This window comes from Bradyrhizobium sp. Tv2a-2, from assembly GCF_000472425.1.
Taxonomy (GTDB): domain Bacteria; phylum Pseudomonadota; class Alphaproteobacteria; order Rhizobiales; family Xanthobacteraceae; genus Bradyrhizobium.
Window position 1 is genome coordinate 161,529 of the sequence record NZ_AXAI01000014.1, and the last position, 17,953, is coordinate 179,481.

A 17,953-nucleotide genomic window follows, 5' to 3' on the forward strand; every position below is an offset into this window, starting at 1 on the left:
GCCCGACACAACTTGCAAGACGGCTTGCGGAATGCGCGTCAGCGGCTCTTCCTGAGCGTATCGACTGTGTGGGCTTTGTCGAGTTCGCCCGCCATGACCGCCGTGGGTACGGTGGGCGATTATGTACTTTAAAGCACGTAATCGCCAAGTCCTCGGGTGAAAGTACATCACCCCATGTTCCAATCGCGCCACCAACCGAAAGTGAAAAGACGCCGCCTCAATTGGCGGCCTCTTTCATTTCGCGAATGTCACCAGCTGGCCCGCGGCGGCTACTGGACTTGGTGCCGACGGCAGCTTTGCGCCGGAAACCGCCCTCCCCGCGAAGTCGCGTTCGACCCCAACGATCATTGGCGACTTCGGCCCTCGACACTCTTGACAGGCGAAGCGAGACATCCATATACCATCCATATGGATGGTGGAAGGATGGTCGAGATCATGACAGGCAATGTGCACGAGCTTCGGCCAAAGACCCCCGAGAGCGAGAAGATTACGATCAATCTTGGTTTCGTCGACCTTGGTCACATCGATTTAATGGTGCAGGAGGGATTTTACTCGAACCGCACCGATTTCATCCGAACCGCAATCCGCAACCAACTCGAACGTCATTCCGAGGTAGTCAGGCAATCCACGGCCCGAAAAAGTCTTGACCTCGGTCTGCGGAATTACAGCCGCGAAGATCTCGAAGCGGCACGACGGGCTGGCGAGATGCTGCACATCAACGTGTTGGGCCTTGCGACCATCGCCCAGGACGTCACGCCCGCGCTTGCTCGCGCGACCATTGCCTCGGTCTCCGTGTTGGGAGCTTTACATGCCAGCCCGGCTGTCAAGGCCGCTCTGGCCGACAGGATGCGGTGACAGATGATGTTGGAACAGGACATTATTCGCGAAGCCACGCGCCTCACCCGTGCGGGCCGGCTCATCGAAGCAACCGCACTCCTTCAGCGCATGCTTCGCGGTGCGACCGCGCCGGGCACGACATTTGGCACTGCCAGTGACACCACGCTTGCCAGGCGCGAGCCACCAATCATTGATGCGAAAGCCAGCCACATCGAGGAGACAGATCGTCCGCACTCCCGAGCCACTCCCTTGCACTTGCTCAGCGAGGAGTTGCCCGGTCGTACCAAGAAGCGCGGGCCCGGATTGCGGGTTGGAATTAAGCGCGCCCCGCCTTCCGCGCCAGACATCAAGCCCGAGGGCACAAAGTTCATCGAAGGCATCTACAGCAATCCAGCGGGAAGCCGTACTTACAAGCTCTTCATTCCCAGCCGTTATCGGGGGCAACCGCTTCCTTTGATCGTCATGCTACACGGCTGCACCCAATCGCCTGATGATTTTGCCGCCGGCACGAGGATGAACTTTGTCGCAGAAGAACAAACCTGCTTTGTGGTCTATCCGGCGCAGCCCAGTGAGGCAAACCATGCGAAATGCTGGAACTGGTTTCGCACAGCCGACCAGCAGCGGGGCAGAGGTGAACCTTCGCTGATCGCGGGCATCACGCGCCGGATTGTGCGCGACTATTCGGTTGACCTGAAGCGCGTCTACATTGGCGGATTGTCGGCAGGAGCGGCAGCGGCCGCTATCATGGGAGCAACATACTCCGATCTGTACGCGGCAATCGGCATACACTCTGGCCTCGCCTGTGGGGCCGCCATTGACCTTCCCTCTGCGTTTGTCGCTATGCGACAAGGTGGTTCAGTCGCTTCCTCCGGGTCTGGCGACAGTGCAATTCCAACTGGCGGCCCGACTGTCCCGACCATTGTTTTTCATGGCGATCGCGACATAACGGTGCATCCAAGCAACGCCGATCATATTCTTGAACAGTCGGCGAGAACAACGAGCACGCGGAAGACAATGTATCGCGGCCGGGTACCTGGAGGACATGCCTATACCCGCACTGTCCATACCGACGCGAGTGGGCGCGGAATCCTTGAGCACTGGAACATCCATGGCGCCGGACACGCGTGGTCGGGAGGCAGCTCTGCCGGCTCCTACACTGATCCGCGAGGACCGGACGCTACTAGGGAAATGCTGCGGTTCTTCCTCGAGCACTCGCTACCTCAACAGCCAGGTTGGAGTTAGTTCGTCGCGGCACTTTTGAGCATCCTCGTGGATACGGTGAACCAAACTCTTCATCGCCTCCATTACGATGATCTCGCCGGCCTCCTGTACGAAATGGCCCGCTTCCGGAAGTTCGAGCGGGGGCGGAAGCCCAAGCCTTCAGCGGAAGTCTGGTGGCGGATCACCTGGCGCGCAGCTTTTCGATGCGACAATTTGACGTTGAACCCGGTGCCGAGCGTAGAGTCAAAACTAGTACTCCCGGACTTCACCCTCCCTAAGCTGGTCCGGGAGACAACCCCCAAGGTTGGCGGCCCCGCCGCATCGCCATGCTCGGGGCCGTTCTAGCGTATCCACGGGAGCGATCGAGGAACTACAAAAAAGACCCGCCATTCGCGGCGGCCCAGGCTAGCGAGGAAAACAAGGATAGCCGATCTGGCGGTCACGCTACGCGACGCTGCTCATACATGTGAAGGGCGCTCGCCGGCCGAGTACAAGGCCGAGCTCAATCTCGTCACCGGGCTGGCTTGAGATGTACGACGTTGTCCGGCTGATCGAGGCCGGCGCCGCGCTAATCGCCTGCCTCCGCGCCGCTACTCACCTGTGCTCGAGGATGACGTCCCTGACCTTTGCATTGAAACCTTGTTTCTCAAGCTCATCATTGATTGAATCGACGTGTCGCTGAAGGTCCAGATGGGACGTGCCAGGCGCCCAGCCCGGGGGATCGTCGGCCCACTGCCCTGGCGAATCCGGCGGATTCGCAGGAAGACGTGCGGGCGAAACAAGTCTGCAAGCGTCAGCACAAGGCATCTTGGGAAGACAAATGAAGAAAACCGATTGAGCGCCTCCCAACGACACATGCTCCTCATACTGACAACATGGGCAGGCGGATGCCGCATAGGGCATTCCGAATGTAACCAGTGTTATTGCGACTGCCGCTAGAGACCGACGTTTCATGGACGCCTCCTAGTGACTTGGCATTCTGCCCAGTGACACTACAGCTCGCGCGCGCCATCAAATGTGAACCAGTTCACAGATGTTCATTGAGTTCGCGCGATACCTTTTTTCGCCGTCGATCGTACCGTCCAGCGACGACCACGACATCTATCTGTACTTGATGATCTTGGCTGCCGGCTTGGCAGGATCTGGCGACCCACCTATACGCCGGAAGCATCCGGCGATGAGCCGGGCCACGGATCTAGAGGCCGAGAGGTAGCGGCCGGTCCCGCGGTCGACCGGAGTGGATAGCGATCGAGGAAGTCCTGCAACGAGGCTGGGGTATCGCCCGCGATGCGGGCGCGCAGCTCGTCGGCAATTTCTTGTGTTGCGTCCCTCGACCATCCCTCCCCGGCGTTGAAGGCAACGATCCAGGCGGGGCTCTGATACTGCCCGTCGAGGAGATCGCGGATCAAGGTATCGCGATCGGTGTCGTCCTCGTCAGTCGCTCGCCAGGTCCGTCCCAGTCTTCCGCCGAGATCGTCCAGGACCAGGTAAACGACGTCAGCGTTTTCTGGTGCAATCGACGGCGAGGCACGCATTACACAGCTCCTCTTCCCAAGGCAGCTCATGGGCCGAAGATAGGCGGTGGCGCGGCAGGAGTCGAATCGGAATCGCTGGGATGAAACTCCAAACAGTGATTGCCCAGCTAGAATGGCGCTCAACACACTGTTAGTTGACACCCGGATAAGCCACCAGCCACCGTCAGTCTCCGGTCGTCAGTCAGAAAATCGAAAGCCCGGGTCATAGTGCCCACCGGCGCTTGCTGATCGAGGAGCACTTGCGCCGAAGGCGACGCCGTCCATTGCGAGAGACACCATCAGCATCTTGCTGCGCTGCCCAACTCAAGCTTCGATGTCCGCCTTCGCCAATTCCAAGCCGTGTCTGCGGCCCTCGGCGATGCCCTCTGCAATCGCCCTCACGACAACCTCAACATCAGCGGGATGGAGGTGGTCGAGGGGCTTCCAGGAGCGTGCGATTTGGCGGGCACGCTCCAAGTCCCCGTATAACGGTATCGGAGGAGGCGGTCTGATTGGCACCTTTTGGAACTCCGCAATCAGAGCCTACCTCATTCAGAGCGGCCCAGTTATGCTTTTGATCGGCCACTCGGGCGTTTTGTTTTGGCCAATTGCATTGCTGGAAGTGACGCGCGCATGCGCTCGACCAAGTCCGGAGGAGGAGCGGCTTCGACCCGCATACCGGCAGCGATGGCGATTACCGCCACTTCGGCGATATCCACTGCCCGCTCGCACATGTTCATCGCGCATCAAAGAACGGGTTTAACTTGCACTTCGTGATGGTGTTGCGGCGCAGGAAGCGCTCGGTTTCGAGCGTGATGCGTTCGGGCTTGTTCTTGATGCTGCGCGGGAAGTGGATGTTTGGCAACCAGAACTCTTCCTGTTCCTCCCGGCCAACCGACGTTCGGCGACCTGCTTGCTTGGCGAACGTTAATGGGCGTAGGTGGAGATGCCAATCCGATTGCCAGCTCCTTGATTGCGAGCTTTCTTGACCGTGTATTCACCGCCGGTCAGGTAGCAGGTCTGGTCTAGGCCGCAGCGAGGGCGCCGACAGCACGCCGGCGCATGCGGTGGAGCAGCCAGAATGCGATCGCCATGTTCACGATGTTCCAGGCGATGCCACTGACCAGCGCCGCTGCGTAGGAACCGGTCCAGTCGTAGATCGCGCCAGCCAGCCAGCCGCCCAGCGCCATGCCAGCGAGCGTGGTTGAGATGGCGACGCTGACACGAAGACCGGCCTCCTGCGCCGGGAACAGCTCACGGATGATCACCGCATAGCTCGGCACGATGCCACCTTGCGTCAGGCCGAAAACGGCGGAAATGACATAGAGTGAAACCAGCCCGTCGAACGGCAGATAGAGCGCGAGTGCAATAGCCTGCATGGTCGAGCCCAGCAGCAAGCTTGGCAGGCCGCCGATGCGGTCCAACACCCAGCCGAAGATCAGACGGCTCGCCACACCAAAGCCGAGCATTAGCGCCAGCATCTCGGCGCCGCGCGCAGGGCCATATCCTAAATCGGCACAGTAGGCGACCAGGTGGACCTGCGGCATCGACATGGCAACGCAGCAGCACAGACCAGCGAAGGCCAGCAAACCTTGGGCGACATTCGGCGCCAAGCCAATAGCTCGGCTGACATTGGCGGTGTTTGCGGCTTCGACGGAAGTCTTGCGGAATATCGGCCGCCGCCGCAGAACCAGGGCGAGCGGCAGCATGGTCGCCAGGCAGAATATGCCGATGCCGATATGGGTCTGGCGCCAGCCGACCTCAGCGATGAAATGTTGGACGATTGGTGGCCAGACCACGCCGGCAAGAGAGCTGCCGGCGGTAGCTAAGGAGATGGCGAGGCCGCGGTGCCTATCGAACCACAGCGAGGCGTCGGCCACCAACGGCGCGAAGCTCGCCGCCGCGCCGAGGCCGATGGTGACGCCGGAGACAACCGCGAAAACGGGCAGGCTCGGAGCGGAGGCAGTGAGGACGTAACCGAGGCTCATTAGGATCGTGCCCCCGGCTAGTGGTGGCAAGATGCCGAAGCGATCCGCCAATCGGCCGACAATGATGCCGCCGATCATGAAGCCGACGGTGGTGAGCGTGTAGGGCAGAGTCGCGTCGGCGCGAGGCACGTTGAAATCGGTTTGCACTGCCGGCAGCGCAACCACTAGAGACCACATGCCCACGCAGCCCAGTGTGCTGAGGGTGATGGAGACGGCGAGGCGGATCCAGGAATACGAAGTCTCGTTCGACGGCAGTTCAGGCGGCACTTGGTGGGCTTCCAGAGGTTTGTTGTGTAAGTCAGCCATACGGCCCGCCTTCACCAGCGACAAAGCAGGATTTCTCTTTTGTCGAGCGAGCAAAACTCATGCACCCTGCGGCCCACCGCATATCTCGGAGCCGGCCATGACCTATCTGCTGCCGCCACTCAATGCCCTGCGCGCCTTTGAGGCCGCCGCCCGCCATCTCAGCTTCAAGCAGGCCGCCCATGAGCTGCACGTCACTGCCGGTGCCGTCAGCCAGCAAGTCCGCCTGCTGGAGGAGCGGCTTGGGGTGCAGCTGTTCGAGCGGCTGACGCGGCAAGTAATCCTGACTGCTGCAGGGGAAACCTATCTAGTGCGGGTACGTCAGGCGTTTCGTTGTCTTGCCGACGCCACCGTCGAGCTCAGGCCTGAGGGCGTCACGAGTCTGCTGCATATCGGCCTGCATGCCAGTTTCGACGTTGATGGGCTGCGCACGCGCCTGGCGCAGTTCCGCCAGGCCCAGCCACAGGTAGCCATTCGCCTCAGCCAGCCGGCTGGCCTGCACGAACTCATCGAGGGCAAGGTCGATGTGGTGATAGCGGAAAGGTTGCGGCGGTATCCGGGTTACAGGTGCGAGCCTCTAGAGAATGGCTTTCTGATAGGCCCGCTCGGTACCGCGGATTGTCCCGAGATCGAAACCCTGCGTTGCTGCCTGCTTGGCCACGTCGAACTCGAACCCACTACCACAACCTAGGCACCACCGGTCGTCGACACGGCAAGCACAGCAGCCAGACCATCTAGGCCTTTCTTTTCTGCTCGAACACAGCGCTTGTGTCCATTCTTGGTCGGGCGCAGATCAGCATGGCGTCCAATGCGCCGAGAGGACCGCTACTGGGCCCCAAGCAACGGCTTGGGGACGCCTGCTTCCCTAATCGGCCGTTTGAGGTCAAGCGCTCTCAGAGACGCCCACGGTACCACAGTCAGTTGATGGGTCAGCATCGCTGAGCATGTGCGACGCACAGCTGCTAGGAACGATGTCGCCTTCTGGTCCTTTGCCATGTCATTGGAGTCGCACGTCCGCTTTGCGCGTGGTTGGATAGAAGCGCTGCGGGAACTCGCCTCGCTGCGCTCCATGTTGTAAACAGGTGCTTTCTCGTTCGTAGCGTTCGATTGCTTCGTGCTGATCACGATGACGGCAACACCAAGATCTCCACCAGATGAAGGAACGGAGCTATGAAATCGTACAAAGGCGTTGTGGGCTTGAGCCTCCTCCTGATCGCGATGGCCGCGATCGGCCCGCCAGCTTCGGCTGCCCAACTGAAAGCCAAGACCGCAGTCCTTGTCCATGGTGCTTTTGCGGACGGGTCGTGCTGGCAGAAAGTCATTCCGTATCTCGAAAAGGCCGGACTCAAGGTCATTGCAGTCCAGAACCCGCTCGACTCGCTGGACAACGACGTCGCCGCCACCAAGCGGGCGATCCGGAACGCGGAAGGTCCTGTCGTCCTGGTCGGCCATTCATGGGCCGGCGCCGTCATCACGGAAGCGGGAAACGACGAAAAGGTCAAATCGCTCGTGTATGTCGCGGCTTACGCGCCGGACAAAGGCGAGTCGGTGCATAGTGCCTCTTCGAAATATCCGGATCCGGAAAGCCTGAAAACGTTCGTCAAGGACCCGGACGGCTACCTCACGATCAGCGAAGAGGGCATCAAGAGATATTTCGCGGCCGACCTTTCGCCCGAAGAACAGGCAGTCGTAGCGGCGACGCAGGGACCGTTCCACATCAGGACCCTTACCGCTCCAGTGAGCCAGGCCGCGTGGCGCGAGAAGCCGACCTTCATGGTCGTTGCGACGAAGGATGCGATCATTCCGCCGCAAATGGAAAGCGACCAAGTGAAGGCGGCCAAGGCTACGGCGATCGAGGTGCCGTCGAGCCACGTCGCGATGCTGTCGTTCCCGAAGGAAGTCGCCGAGCTGATCATCAAGGCAGCGGAGTAATGGAACGCCGTTTTCGAGAACAATAAGCATTCCGCCAAATGGACGAACTCTTCGAGCCGCGATCGCCTGCAACGTCACCGGAGCCCCACTGACGGCGACAACGAAGGCGTCAATTCGGACAGGGTTGCCCGGCAGCTCCCCACAGAGCCACGTCTTTGACATGATCCTCGAAAGTACCCGGCGGCGTCGAGCGGCCTGCTCCAGGTGCCCAGCCCCGAGGGATGAAGCCGCTTAACGATTCATCGTGCCGCAAGTGTTGAAGGAGACCGACGGCGTCGCGGCCGCCATTGCGCGCGGGGTCCTTCAGTTGCGCACAGATCTCGGCGCCGCTCTTGCCGAACCAGATGAAAGCCACCGGGGCGAGCTGCCAGGGGATGCCGGCGCGTGGCGGCGACGGAGCCGGATCGTTGGCCTGGGTCGAGGTCATGTGGCAGGTCGAGCAGGCGAGCAGCTCCGCCCCGATGCGGCTCTCTCCGCCGTGGATGTTCATGCCATGCACCCGGGGCTTGGTCTCGCCCGCCGGCGTCCAGATCGGAATCGCTCTGGCGTCGACATGGCAGTTGGCGCAACGCGGATGCGTCACCACCGCTTCGATCCTCTTCCAGGCCTCCAGCCCTTCGGCGCGGCTGACGCTGCCCGGTGGCAACGCGTCCTTGCTGGTCTCGTCCTTGGCCGCGACGATGCCGGTGAGGGCCGCGATCGACGAAGCGGCGATCACGACGGCGATCAGAGATCCCTTCATGGCCTGCCCCTTCCCCTCACACGAAATCGATGAACTTGTTGAAAGGCATTTCGCGGATGCGCTTTCCGGTCGCCGCAAATATCGCGTTGGCGAGCGCGGGCGCCGCGGGAGGAACGGGCGGCTCTCCGACGCCCCTCACCTTCGGATCGTTCTCGAGCCCGCGAACCTCGATGACCGGACACTGGTAGATCCGCATCGCCTCGTGGTGGTTGTAGTTGGTCTGCTGCACCGCACCGTTCGCGTAGGTGAGTTCGCAGTTGATCGCGTGGCCGAGGCCCCAGACGACGCCGCCCTGCACCTGGTTCTCGAAGTTGACGGGATCGACCACCTTGCCGACGTCGGCCGCGACCCAGACCCTGTCGATCCTGATGCCCTGGTCCGTCGCCGTCACTTCGACGACTTCGGCCACCGGCGTCCCGAAGGCCTCGACGAACGCCACGCCGCGCCCCTTGCCGCTACCGAGCGGCCCCTTCCAGTCCGACATCTCCGCGACCGTTTCCAGCACCTTGCGGTAGGTCGGAACCGTGCACATTGCGATGCGCGCCTTCATGGGATCGAGACCGGCCGCATGGATCAGCTCGTCGATGAAGCTTTCGGTGAAGAAGCCGGCCGAGGAGGCACCGACCGACCGCCAAGTTGTGCACGGCGACAACCCCTTCGCCTCGTAGCTCGTGCCCCGGAAATTCGGGATGTCGTAGTAGACGTTCCACAGGCCGGCGGCCAATTGGCCGTCGGGCCCTTTCGAGGGGATGAGCGAACGTTCGAGCAGCCCCTTCAGCGGGGCCGTCGACGCCACTTGCAGGTCGGCCGCGACGATCTTCCCCTTGTCGACGCTTCCCTTGTGTCGGGCGATCGCGATCTGGCGCGGAATGTCCTGGAGAAAATCCTCCTCGCGCGAAAAGACGATCTTGATCGGCGTTCCGCGCATTTGATTGGCGATCTCGGCCAGGACACGGACGTTCTCGAATTCGAGGCGGTGCCCGAAGCTTCCGCCGGTCCATTGATTGTGGAAGGTCACCTGTTCCGGTTTGAGGCCGATGGCCGCGGCCGCGACGGCCTGTACGGACTGAGGGCTCTGATGGCCGACCCAGATTTCCATCCCCGCGTCGGTGACGATGGCCATGCCGTTGAGCGGCTCCAGAGGCTGATGCGCCACGTAGGGCGCGCGATACTCGGCCTCGACCGGCGTGCCGACCTTCAAGCCGGCTTCGACGTCGCCGACCTTCCGCCACTCCTTGCCCAGGAATTCGGGTTTGAACGACGCTTCCAGAATCTTCCAATGGTCGGCCTGCTCCGCGGGATACACCGAGGGCGCCCACTGGCAATCGATGGCTTCGACCGCCTTCATGGCGTACCAGCTGTTCGTCGCGATCACGGCGACGCCGTTCTTGATTTCGAGGACCTTCTCGACCCCCGGCATCAACCGAGCCTTGCTCGCGTCGTACGACTTCAGCGGCTGGCCCTTGTTGGGGTTCAGCTTGACGGAGGCGTACCTCATGCCGTCCATTTTCAGGTCAATGCCGAACTTCAGCTCGCCCATGACCTTTGGCGGCACATCGAGGCGCATCATCGGCTTGCCGAGCAGTCGCCATTGCGATGGGTCGCGCGGCTTCGCGTCGAGCACCGGCGGGATCTTCGCCGCTTCCGCCGCGAGTTGGACATAGGGAATTGCGGTGCCGTCGGGCAGGACCACATGGCCGGACTTGGTGCGGATGTCGGCGACAGGAACGCCCGAACGCTTCGCCGCGGCGGCCTTCAACGTCTCGCGCGCGACGGCGCCGGCGACACGCAACTTTCCGTAGGTGTCCGGGACCGTGCTCGAGCCGCCCGTCATCTGCAGGCCGGACTTCCTGAGGTTTTCGAGCGCGGCGGCGCGGGCAGCTTCCGCGGCCGGGCTCTGGTCCGCCGCCACGAACGGCGCGAATTCGTCGGCGAATCCGGTATTGAAGTAGGCGGGGCTGGGTCCCGCGAACCGGACTTCGAACTGGCCGGGATCGAGGTCCATCTCCTCGGCGATCATCATCGGCTGCACCGAGCCGACACCCTGGCCGATGTCGGCGTGTTGGGCGATCAGCGTTATTTTTTCCGGGCTTACCTCGACCCAAGGATTGAAGGTAACGGAGTTCGGCCCGAGGCCGGCGGTCAACGGATTGCCAGCGGCGGCCGGAGCCGCCGGTTCGGCTTCGGCGTAGGAACCGAAAGCGATGCCGCCGGCGAAGGCGGCGGAGCCGAATACGAAAGCCCGACGAGAGACGCTCTGCAGCTCGCTCATTTCACTTCTCCGCCATCTTCTTTGCCGAAGCCGCGTGGATCGCGGCGCGAATGCGCGGATAGGTTCCGCAGCGGCATAGATTGCCGGACATCACCTCGTTGATCTGTTCGTCCGTTGGCCTCGGGATCAGTTCAAGAAGCGAAATGGCCTGCATGATCTGGCCGGTCTGGCAATAGCCGCATTGCGGAACCTGGTGTTCGATCCAGGCCTGCAGAACCGGATGCTGGTCCTTGTTTCCCAACCCTTCGAGCGTGACGACCGACTTGCCCGAGAGGTCGCCGACGTGCGACTGGCAGGACCGAACAGCCGCTCCGTCGATCTGGACAGTGCAGGCGCCGCATTGCGCTACTCCGCAGCCGTATTTGGGACTCGTGATGCCGAGCTCGTCGCGCAACACCCACAGCAAAGGCATGTCGGGAACGACGTCGACCTGGCGCTTGATCCCATTGACCGTGAGCTCGATCATGTCGATATCTCCCTTAGCGGATGTTGTTGTCCTCACTTCCAGAGCAGCTCTACCCCGAGCAACGTAACTTAGGCTTCTTTGGCTGCCAAGTGACGAAGCGCTCGCTCGCATGACATCGTAGACGTCGGCTTCTCGGACGAAGCGACCATTGTCCACTAATTGTGCAAAGACCCCACGCGTTGGTTCGCGATCAGACCTAACACGTTGATGCATTCATGCCGGCTTCTGGCGCTTCTCCGCCATACGACTGCAGCTGCCCGGTCGAGTTGTCAGTGCTCGCACGCATCGAGCGACAGTCTGCTAGTCCCTCGCTGCTAGTCCCTCGGCGGTAGCCGCGCTGCTCAGGATGGACAACGAGATCGATGCGCGGCACATTTTACTGATGATCCGTACGCCCGCGCTCGTTCTGCACCGATCTGGAGATACCCGGGTCCCGATCGATGCGGGACGGTATTGCGCGAGTGCGCATCGGACTAAATACGGGCGAAGTCGAATTGAAGGATGACGACATCGGCGGAATAGCGCTGAATATTGCCGCGCGCATCGCCGGAATTGCAGGACCGGGTTCAACTCTCGTGTCAAGCACAGTTAGGGATCTCTACCTCTCCCACTATTGAAGAGTCCTCGCGACGCTCAGATTGGCGGCGAACGATGTAGAATGCCATTTTCGAGCGACGCCGGTGCAGCAGCGAGCCGGTGCAGCAGCGATGCGTCGCAGAGCTGCGCAGCAGCTCCCCGTCGGGCTGGTTTCGTCAGCAATTTCAGGGTGAGCGGACCGTCTGGCTGGCGACGCGGTGCAGATCGCACCGGTCTCCCGCCAAATTCCCTGCAGGACGACTGTGCGCTACATTGGGTCGCAGCGGCAACCGATCAAACCGGCTGCCGCTGCGGCCGGCACCTGTCAAGCACACGATCCTGCCCGAGCTCTGGCCAGCACCGGGTTTCGATTAGCCTTCCTCGTTCCAGGCTTTGTTTATCAAGTCTTGGGCTATTTTCGGATCGAGAGTGCCGCCCTCCGCGCTCGTTTCAATGTACTCCGCGGCTTCCTCGAAGGCCGGTTTTCCCGCCTCATGCGCCTCATCTTTTTCAGCCCTGGCATTATTGATTAATTGGCTCGTTGGCGCGCCGCCAGATACCTCGTCCTGGAGAATATTCATATTGGCGCCCACAGATCCTAATTTCGTTTCCTTGTCGCTACCGCCATCGTAGTAGCCGTTATTCTGGCTATATAGGTAAGCCGTGCCAGCGATGACGGGCATATTCGTTAAGCCCGGCATCGCGTCCCTTATCGCGGCCCCCTCCAGGGCGCCCTGAGTCCCTTGCTGGCTATAAGTTCCGTCATCAAGACTCCTGACCATGTTATCTACAGCTATATTGGTATTCTTATATTGCGGATCGTCTTTGATCAGAGCCTTTAACTCCCGGGCATCTTCCTCCAGCGTCTGCTTGCTGGTGCCATTCGCGGAAACATCGTCCATTGTCTTCTTGAATATTGCCGGGGCCGTTTCATCGCCATAACTCCTCGGCGAGTTCTCAAAACTCGCATAAGGTGTCTGCGTAATACTCGTAAAAGCATGGACCATGACGATTCCTTCTCCATCCGACGTCATCAAGCGTCCAATCGTTTTAGACTCGCAGATCGCATCGGCAATTCAATATTCGTTGATACCCGCCAGCAGCAGTTTGGCAAACGCCATACTGCTGAAGAGTCGGATCTACTGTGCCATCGAAATTTTCGGGCTTCTACATCCTGCTCCTCGTCGCAGCCATCGCCTGCAAGAGCCTCGGCGAGTCTGGCGACGACTATGGTGCCGCCGGAAAAGATAGAATGGTCGTCGCATTGCATTTCGCATGCAATTGCTTGTCCGCCTCAAAGCAAAGCATAGAGCGCGACGACTTTCTTGAATCGTCATCCCGCCGCAACATGGAGCATGATCTCCGCAAAGGCTTCGCGTTTATAATCACGTCCCTGGAGCATTTGCGGTTCTGATTGAATCAGAACCGGAGCTCTGGATTCTTGCTTTGACGCGTTTTCTTCACGCGAACCGGTCCCCACTTCGCTCGAAAACACTCTGGCATGCGTGCCAGGACCGCGGCAACAAACTGGACCTGCCCGCCATGAGACGCCCCCTTGTGTTCGTGCGTGTCGCCGTCTCCGTTACATCGGTAGGCGAATTGTGCTTGATGGGGACTCAAAGCCCGTCCAGTGTCGCGCTATTCACCCGGAGCAGCGAAGCAGCATGAACAGCACGTTAGACGCGCGTAGCTATCTTCAGAGCTATCACGATCAGATCGAGGCGTTGGAGCGTGCTGCCAAGATCAACGACCCCGCTGGAGCACGCGCGTATGACGCCGCCCTGGAGCAGCAGTTCGATGCCGTCAAGGCGCAGGTGCTCGGGCCCGGACATGACGCTTGTCACCATTACGGCGGCGCTTCGACGGACGCCTCGGCTGGCCCAAACACCTTCGCGCGGAATACCGCGCAGAGTTCATCCAGCGACAATGCAGCCGCACCAGGCGGCTACTCGGTCTCTGGCGGCGGAGCGCAGTCGCTCAATCTGCCGGCTGGCGTACGGCCATACGCAGCGATGATTGATGCGGCCTCGCGTGCCACGGGTGTACCTGCAGTCATCATCGCAGCTCAGATCATGCAAGAGTCGGGCGGCGATAAGTTTGCGAACTCGACAAACCCCGGAAATGGCAAGACCGACGTCGGCCTGTTGCAGGTGAATCCTGATACGTTTGCGGATCTGCAGCGCAAACATCCGGAGCTGCAAGGAGGATCGCTGAGCGATCCGGCCACGAATATTTCGGCGGGGGCCTATCTGATGAGCGATCTCCTGAACCAATACAACGGGAATGTGGATGACGCGTTGCGCGCTTACAATTCAGGAAGCGTTGACCTGTCCGATCCGAATATCGCGCCCGGCGGAATTGGCGATCCCAACTACGTTCGCTCCGTCAACGCTATCATCTCCAGTATGGAGACGGGATAGCCTCTCCAGGCTTGATTGGGTTTGGCTCGTCGGGTCTCTGTTGCTTGACCACCGTTGATTGAGCTGGCACGCAAAGCCGCCGACCCCGGTGGTCCAATTGAGAACGCGACAGACAAGGTCTTGACATCGACCGCGCAGCAGCGCACCTCGATTCGGATCTGTTCGCGATGTAAGCGACTTTTCGCGATGTAAGCGGCTTTTGTGAGGGCATGATAGGGACAGCCCGCCGTGAATACGTGGCGCCCCCAAAAGTAAATAATACGTGGCGCCCTCCAAAAGTAAATTCTCCACCCTTATCTGCTGGGTCAGCGCGCGCAATTTCCGCCTCGATCGGCGGTCCGGCCTCCCCCGTCAATGCAGTTGGCAAGGCGCTAGAGAGCATTTCCGGTTCTGATTGAATCAGAACCGGGGCTCTGGATTCTTGTAATGACGGGCGTCATATTGCATCGCGCGTCGCGGCCCGTCCGTCAGGGAGGCGTTCAAATCGAAGACGTGCCTGAATTTTCACTCCTGCTCGAGCAAGACCTCTTTGACCAGTCTGGTTGCGGTGTCGCGATCGACGTGTGCTAAGTCCGACAACCAGTAGCTTATATCGGACAACGAGCGCCCCTCATGATACTGTCCTAGCACCCATCTCACTCCGCGTGGCCCCAATACTGTTTCTACCGCTTCCTCTTTTTTATTGATGTCTTCAACAGCGTCGGATGGGAAATCGTCGGGGGCGGCGGGTCCGGCGGCGCGCTTCTTACCTGGGTTTCCAGTCTCCGGCTCGATGAACTCCATGCTCTCCTGCGGCTCAGGCGGGCCGGGAACGGGCGCGGTACTTGAGCCGGGAACGGGCGCGGTATCTGTGCCAATCCGAATCCGACGTTCCTTGGGTATAATTTCAGGTGGCGTTGGCGTAACTCTCAGTTCTGGCGAGTTGCTCCGAGGCGCACCCGCCGACCCGCCCTCCTCCAACGGTTTTGACCGAGCCGTTGTGGCCGACGACGCGCGCGGACGCGTACCTGCAGGCTGTCCCATCACAGGTGGACTGCCCGGTACCCTTGACGGTGCAGTGTAGGCTCTATCGCGATTGGGGGTATTCTGGGGTAAGCTCCCGGGGACAGCTAACCTGTCAGCTGACTTCATCTGCTCAGGCGATTCGACGAACGCGCCCTTAGTAAACGCGCCATTAGTAGGTGTCGCTGGCGTGACTATCAGTTTTGGCGACTTGCTCGGAGGCCCCTCCGACGGAGGAGGCTCCGTGCCCACCTCTAACGGCTTTAGCTTTAACTGTTGGCGCCCACCTACAGGCCGTCTCATTCCCGGTGACTTAGGCGAGCCTGCGCTCGCCGGTTTGATCTGCGACGGAGACTCGGCTGCCCGTATCTCAGGCGGCGAGCCGGGAACGGGCTTTGGTGTGGCCGGCGACTCCTCCGGCGCGGTGTCCGCGCGCTTCGGGCTTGGTGACGGACTCCGAGCTCCCAAAGGTACAGGTGCGCTGTTGCTTCTATTGACGACGAACTGTTGGTGGGGCGCACTTAACCTGCCCCCTTGGGGAATTAGGACCCCATGCCGGCGAGCTCGCTTTTCGGCGTTCGATGAGATTGACGGAGTCGGCAGACTCAAAGCCCTGGTCTCCGCAGATGCATTCCCCAATACCATTGGGGGTGTGGCAACATGCTCTTCTTGCGATTCATCGAAGACCACCTTCTGAGACGTAGCTGACCCTGGCGGCGTGAGTGTCAGTTCTGGCGCATTCTGCAGAGACGATGCGGATTGGCCCTGCGACGGAGACTCGGTTGCCCGTATCTCAGGCGGCGAGCCGGGAACGGGCTTTGGTGTGGCCCGCGACTCCTCCGGCGCGGTGTCCGCGCGCCTCGGGCTTGATGGCGGACTCCGAGGTCCCACAGGTGCAGGTGCGCTGTTGCGTCTATTGGGGACGAACTGTTGGTGGGGCACACTTAACCTGCCCCCTTCGGGAATTCGGACCCCATGCCGGCGAGCTCGCTTTTCGGCGTCCGATGAGATTGACGGAGGCGGCAGACTCAAAGCCCTGGTCTCCGCAGATGCGGCCCCCGGAAGCCCAAGCTGGTGGCTCCGTTCAAGCTCAGTCCCGAACTCATCTTCGCCTTCGCGGGGCGCACTCGTCATCGAGGCATCAGCCTCATGGACTCCGTCACCTGACGCTGCTCGACCGATTGCAGGCATGTTGTCATCTTCTTCCTGGTAATTCGACGAAGGACATCAGTCTTCCGCCGTCAACGCATTGCTTGAATGCCGAAGAGGACTGACACGGCCATCGCCGCAGCCTGAGCCCAATCCGCCAACTCAACGCGCAACGACAATCTCCTGTGTTGCTGTTTGCTGTCAAAGCAAAAGGGATTGCGTTTGTAACCCTTGAACCGCGCCACGGCGGTCGCCACCCGCGTATTGATCCGGCGGATGAACGTCGAATGCGCGCGCCACGCATCCGCGGCCAACTGCTCACGCCCGGGCGAGATCGCGCAGTCAAGGCGACACGCGGTGGTTGGATCGAAGGCTTCGGCCATTTTCACGATGTCCGCAGCAGCGCGGTCACGATGCCCGTCGAGGCGGGCCAGCACGCCCCAGAAATCCGGTCGTTCACAAGAGCCGCTTCGTTTCAGATGCAACGGCAATTTCGTTGATTGGCGCAAATTGAGAGCTTAGCGTATGCAAACGAGCCTAACGCGGCGACGAGGCTTGCTTTATGCTCAATACGGATCGAGCCGCTTGTCTGGAGGGTGCGAAAATGCCTGTCGAATTTGAGTCAGTAACTAACTCAGCAACTCATTTTGGTTCAACAGCTGGTCATGAGTTCGGGGCGGCGTCAGGCAACGCGGCGGGAGGCCATGTGGGCCTCGAGGAGGACTTCCAGACAAACCTCAAGAACATTCGCGAGCCGAATGCGGCGCAGAAGCAAGAGGGGCACGTCCACCCCCAAGTATTAATTAACCTTTACTTGCGTGGCAAAACGTCGGCGCATGTCTTCGCTAGCAGCACGCCGACGCATCCCTTTGATGGCAACACGCCGATGCAAACCCCTGGTGGCGGCGCGGCGACGCGTCCCTCTGCTGACGGATCACCGACGCGTTTCCCTGCTGGCAACACGTCGACGCATACCCTTGTTGGTGGCGGATCACCGACGCCGACGCATTTCCCTGCTGACGGCCCTTCGACGCATTCGCCTGGAGCTGATGATGGCTCGCTAGCCGATGGCGCGACCGGATCGCCCCAGACCAGCACCGGGAAGAAATTCGTCACATTGGCGAAATCGGCTGCGGAATCGACGGCGGACGTTGCGAAAAAGACGGCGAAGTTTATCGGAAAACATAAAAAGGAAGCGCTTATCGGCGCGGGTGGCGCAGTGGCCGGGGGCATGGCCGGAGCCGGAATCGCCGCAGGCAGCGCAAACAAGGCATGACGGCGATCATTCGTTTTCCACGAAGCTAACGGCGGCACGAGCCGAGCACGATCCTCAGTTGCAGCCAATCAGCGGCCCGAGCGACGCCTTGCTTTGCGTCGCCGGCGATGCTGCCTCCCGTGCCGAAATTCATGTCCCGGACGCCGCTCCTTACAGCGCGGATCGCCACCCACTTCGCCAATCTGTCGGACTTCCCTGCCTCTCCCTCCCTGCCCCTGCGGGGAGCCGCGCTGGCTGCAACAGATGGAGCAGCCC

General features: G+C 60.8%; 16 protein-coding genes. 7 read left to right on the forward strand and 9 right to left on the reverse strand.

Translation table 11 applies throughout. From position 1 onward, the window contains the following. Nucleotides 1-435: 435 nt before the first annotated feature. Both A3AI_RS0127420 and A3AI_RS0127425 read left to right on the forward strand, forming a co-directional pair. Complete coding sequence (locus tag A3AI_RS0127420; RefSeq protein WP_024518659.1) at nt 436-855, forward strand: ribbon-helix-helix domain-containing protein; 420 nt, start codon at nt 436-438, stop codon at nt 853-855. A gap of 6 nt (nt 856-861) precedes the next feature. After that, on the forward strand, nt 862-2,079 hold the full coding sequence (locus tag A3AI_RS0127425; protein ID WP_024518660.1) for an extracellular catalytic domain type 1 short-chain-length polyhydroxyalkanoate depolymerase: 1,218 nt from the start codon (nt 862-864) through the stop codon (nt 2,077-2,079). Nucleotides 2,080-3,212: 1,133 nt separating this feature from the next. On the opposite strand, the gene A3AI_RS0127435 is transcribed toward A3AI_RS0127425, so the two are convergent. From A3AI_RS0127435 to A3AI_RS0127450, 3 genes are all read right to left on the reverse strand, one after another. Beyond that, complete coding sequence (locus A3AI_RS0127435; protein WP_024518662.1) at nt 3,213-3,593, reverse strand: hypothetical protein; 381 nt, start codon at nt 3,591-3,593, stop codon at nt 3,213-3,215. A gap of 715 nt (nt 3,594-4,308) precedes the next feature. Then, a complete protein-coding gene (locus A3AI_RS49420) occupies nt 4,309-4,437 on the reverse strand; it encodes a hypothetical protein (protein WP_349509704.1) in 129 nt (42 codons plus the stop codon). A 160-nt stretch (nt 4,438-4,597) separates the two neighbouring features. Beyond that, the gene (locus A3AI_RS0127450; protein WP_051382505.1) at nt 4,598-5,866 is read right to left on the reverse strand and encodes an MFS transporter; all 1,269 of its coding nucleotides are present in this window, start codon (nt 5,864-5,866) and stop codon (nt 4,598-4,600) included. Nucleotides 5,867-5,963: 97 nt separating this feature from the next. Here A3AI_RS0127450 and A3AI_RS50010 point away from each other — a divergent pair, with 97 nt between their 5' ends. Both A3AI_RS50010 and A3AI_RS0127460 read left to right on the forward strand, forming a co-directional pair. Further along, nucleotides 5,964-6,554, forward strand: a complete 591-nt coding sequence (locus A3AI_RS50010) for a LysR family transcriptional regulator (RefSeq protein WP_024518665.1) — start codon at nt 5,964-5,966, stop codon at nt 6,552-6,554. Between the two features lie 479 nt (nt 6,555-7,033). Further along, a complete protein-coding gene (locus A3AI_RS0127460; protein WP_024518666.1) occupies nt 7,034-7,795 on the forward strand; it encodes an alpha/beta fold hydrolase in 762 nt (253 codons plus the stop codon). A 109-nt stretch (nt 7,796-7,904) separates the two neighbouring features. Here the strand turns inward: A3AI_RS0127460 and A3AI_RS0127465 are convergent, their stop codons facing one another. The 4 genes from A3AI_RS0127465 to A3AI_RS0127480 all read right to left on the reverse strand — a co-directional run bounded on the left by A3AI_RS0127465 (nt 7,905) and on the right by A3AI_RS0127480 (nt 12,858). After that, nucleotides 7,905-8,537 carry a hypothetical protein gene (locus tag A3AI_RS0127465; RefSeq protein WP_024518667.1) on the reverse strand — a complete coding sequence of 211 codons (633 nt, stop codon included), beginning with the start codon at nt 8,535-8,537 and terminating at the stop codon, nt 7,905-7,907. 16 nt (nt 8,538-8,553) lie between these two features. Then, entirely contained in the window at nt 8,554-10,809 is a 2,256-nt protein-coding gene (locus tag A3AI_RS0127470; RefSeq protein WP_024518668.1) for a xanthine dehydrogenase family protein molybdopterin-binding subunit, read from the reverse strand. A gap of 1 nt (nt 10,810) precedes the next feature. Then, complete coding sequence (locus A3AI_RS0127475) at nt 10,811-11,275, reverse strand: (2Fe-2S)-binding protein (protein WP_198030220.1); 465 nt, start codon at nt 11,273-11,275, stop codon at nt 10,811-10,813. 947 nt (nt 11,276-12,222) lie between these two features. Then, nucleotides 12,223-12,858 (reverse strand): hypothetical protein, encoded by a 636-nt coding sequence (locus A3AI_RS0127480; RefSeq protein ID WP_036049703.1) that lies wholly within the window; start codon nt 12,856-12,858, stop codon nt 12,223-12,225. Between the two features lie 137 nt (nt 12,859-12,995). Here A3AI_RS0127480 and A3AI_RS0127485 point away from each other — a divergent pair, with 137 nt between their 5' ends. Together A3AI_RS0127485 and A3AI_RS45455 are read left to right on the forward strand one after the other, a co-directional pair. Further along, nucleotides 12,996-13,265, forward strand: a complete 270-nt coding sequence (locus A3AI_RS0127485) for a hypothetical protein (RefSeq protein WP_024518671.1) — start codon at nt 12,996-12,998, stop codon at nt 13,263-13,265. Nucleotides 13,266-13,452: 187 nt separating this feature from the next. Continuing rightward, the gene (locus A3AI_RS45455) at nt 13,453-14,271 is read left to right on the forward strand and encodes a lytic transglycosylase domain-containing protein (RefSeq protein ID WP_156927962.1); all 819 of its coding nucleotides are present in this window, start codon (nt 13,453-13,455) and stop codon (nt 14,269-14,271) included. 504 nt (nt 14,272-14,775) lie between these two features. Here the strand turns inward: A3AI_RS45455 and A3AI_RS0127495 are convergent. Next, nucleotides 14,776-15,054 carry a hypothetical protein gene (locus A3AI_RS0127495; protein WP_024518673.1) on the reverse strand — a complete coding sequence of 93 codons (279 nt, stop codon included), beginning with the start codon at nt 15,052-15,054 and terminating at the stop codon, nt 14,776-14,778. Nucleotides 15,055-16,514: 1,460 nt separating this feature from the next. Next, nucleotides 16,515-16,907, reverse strand: coding sequence for a hypothetical protein (locus A3AI_RS0127500; protein WP_156927963.1), 393 nt, complete (start codon nt 16,905-16,907; stop codon nt 16,515-16,517). Between the two features lie 119 nt (nt 16,908-17,026). Here A3AI_RS0127500 and A3AI_RS43490 point away from each other — a divergent pair, with 119 nt between their 5' ends. After that, a complete protein-coding gene (locus A3AI_RS43490) occupies nt 17,027-17,698 on the forward strand; it encodes a hypothetical protein (protein WP_156927964.1) in 672 nt (223 codons plus the stop codon). Nucleotides 17,699-17,953: the final 255 nt, after the last annotated feature.

Coding starts and splice junctions, on each gene's coding strand:
- A3AI_RS50010 (WP_024518665.1), top strand. CDS start 5,964: ATGACCTATCTGCTGCCGCCACTCAATGCCCTGCGCGCCTTTGAGGCC.
- A3AI_RS0127465 (WP_024518667.1), bottom strand. CDS start 8,537: ATGAAGGGATCTCTGATCGCCGTCGTGATCGCCGCTTCGTCGATCGCG.
- A3AI_RS0127475 (WP_198030220.1), bottom strand. CDS start 11,275: ATGATCGAGCTCACGGTCAATGGGATCAAGCGCCAGGTCGACGTCGTT.
- A3AI_RS0127420 (WP_024518659.1), top strand. CDS start 436: ATGACAGGCAATGTGCACGAGCTTCGGCCAAAGACCCCCGAGAGCGAG.
- A3AI_RS43490 (WP_156927964.1), top strand. CDS start 17,027: ATGCCTGTCGAATTTGAGTCAGTAACTAACTCAGCAACTCATTTTGGT.
- A3AI_RS0127470 (WP_024518668.1), bottom strand. CDS start 10,809: ATGAGCGAGCTGCAGAGCGTCTCTCGTCGGGCTTTCGTATTCGGCTCC.
- A3AI_RS0127425 (WP_024518660.1), top strand. CDS start 862: ATGTTGGAACAGGACATTATTCGCGAAGCCACGCGCCTCACCCGTGCG.
- A3AI_RS0127435 (WP_024518662.1), bottom strand. CDS start 3,593: ATGCGTGCCTCGCCGTCGATTGCACCAGAAAACGCTGACGTCGTTTAC.
- A3AI_RS0127450 (WP_051382505.1), bottom strand. CDS start 5,866: ATGGCTGACTTACACAACAAACCTCTGGAAGCCCACCAAGTGCCGCCT.
- A3AI_RS0127480 (WP_036049703.1), bottom strand. CDS start 12,858: ATGGTCCATGCTTTTACGAGTATTACGCAGACACCTTATGCGAGTTTT.
- A3AI_RS0127460 (WP_024518666.1), top strand. CDS start 7,034: ATGAAATCGTACAAAGGCGTTGTGGGCTTGAGCCTCCTCCTGATCGCG.
- A3AI_RS0127495 (WP_024518673.1), bottom strand. CDS start 15,054: ATGGAGTTCATCGAGCCGGAGACTGGAAACCCAGGTAAGAAGCGCGCC.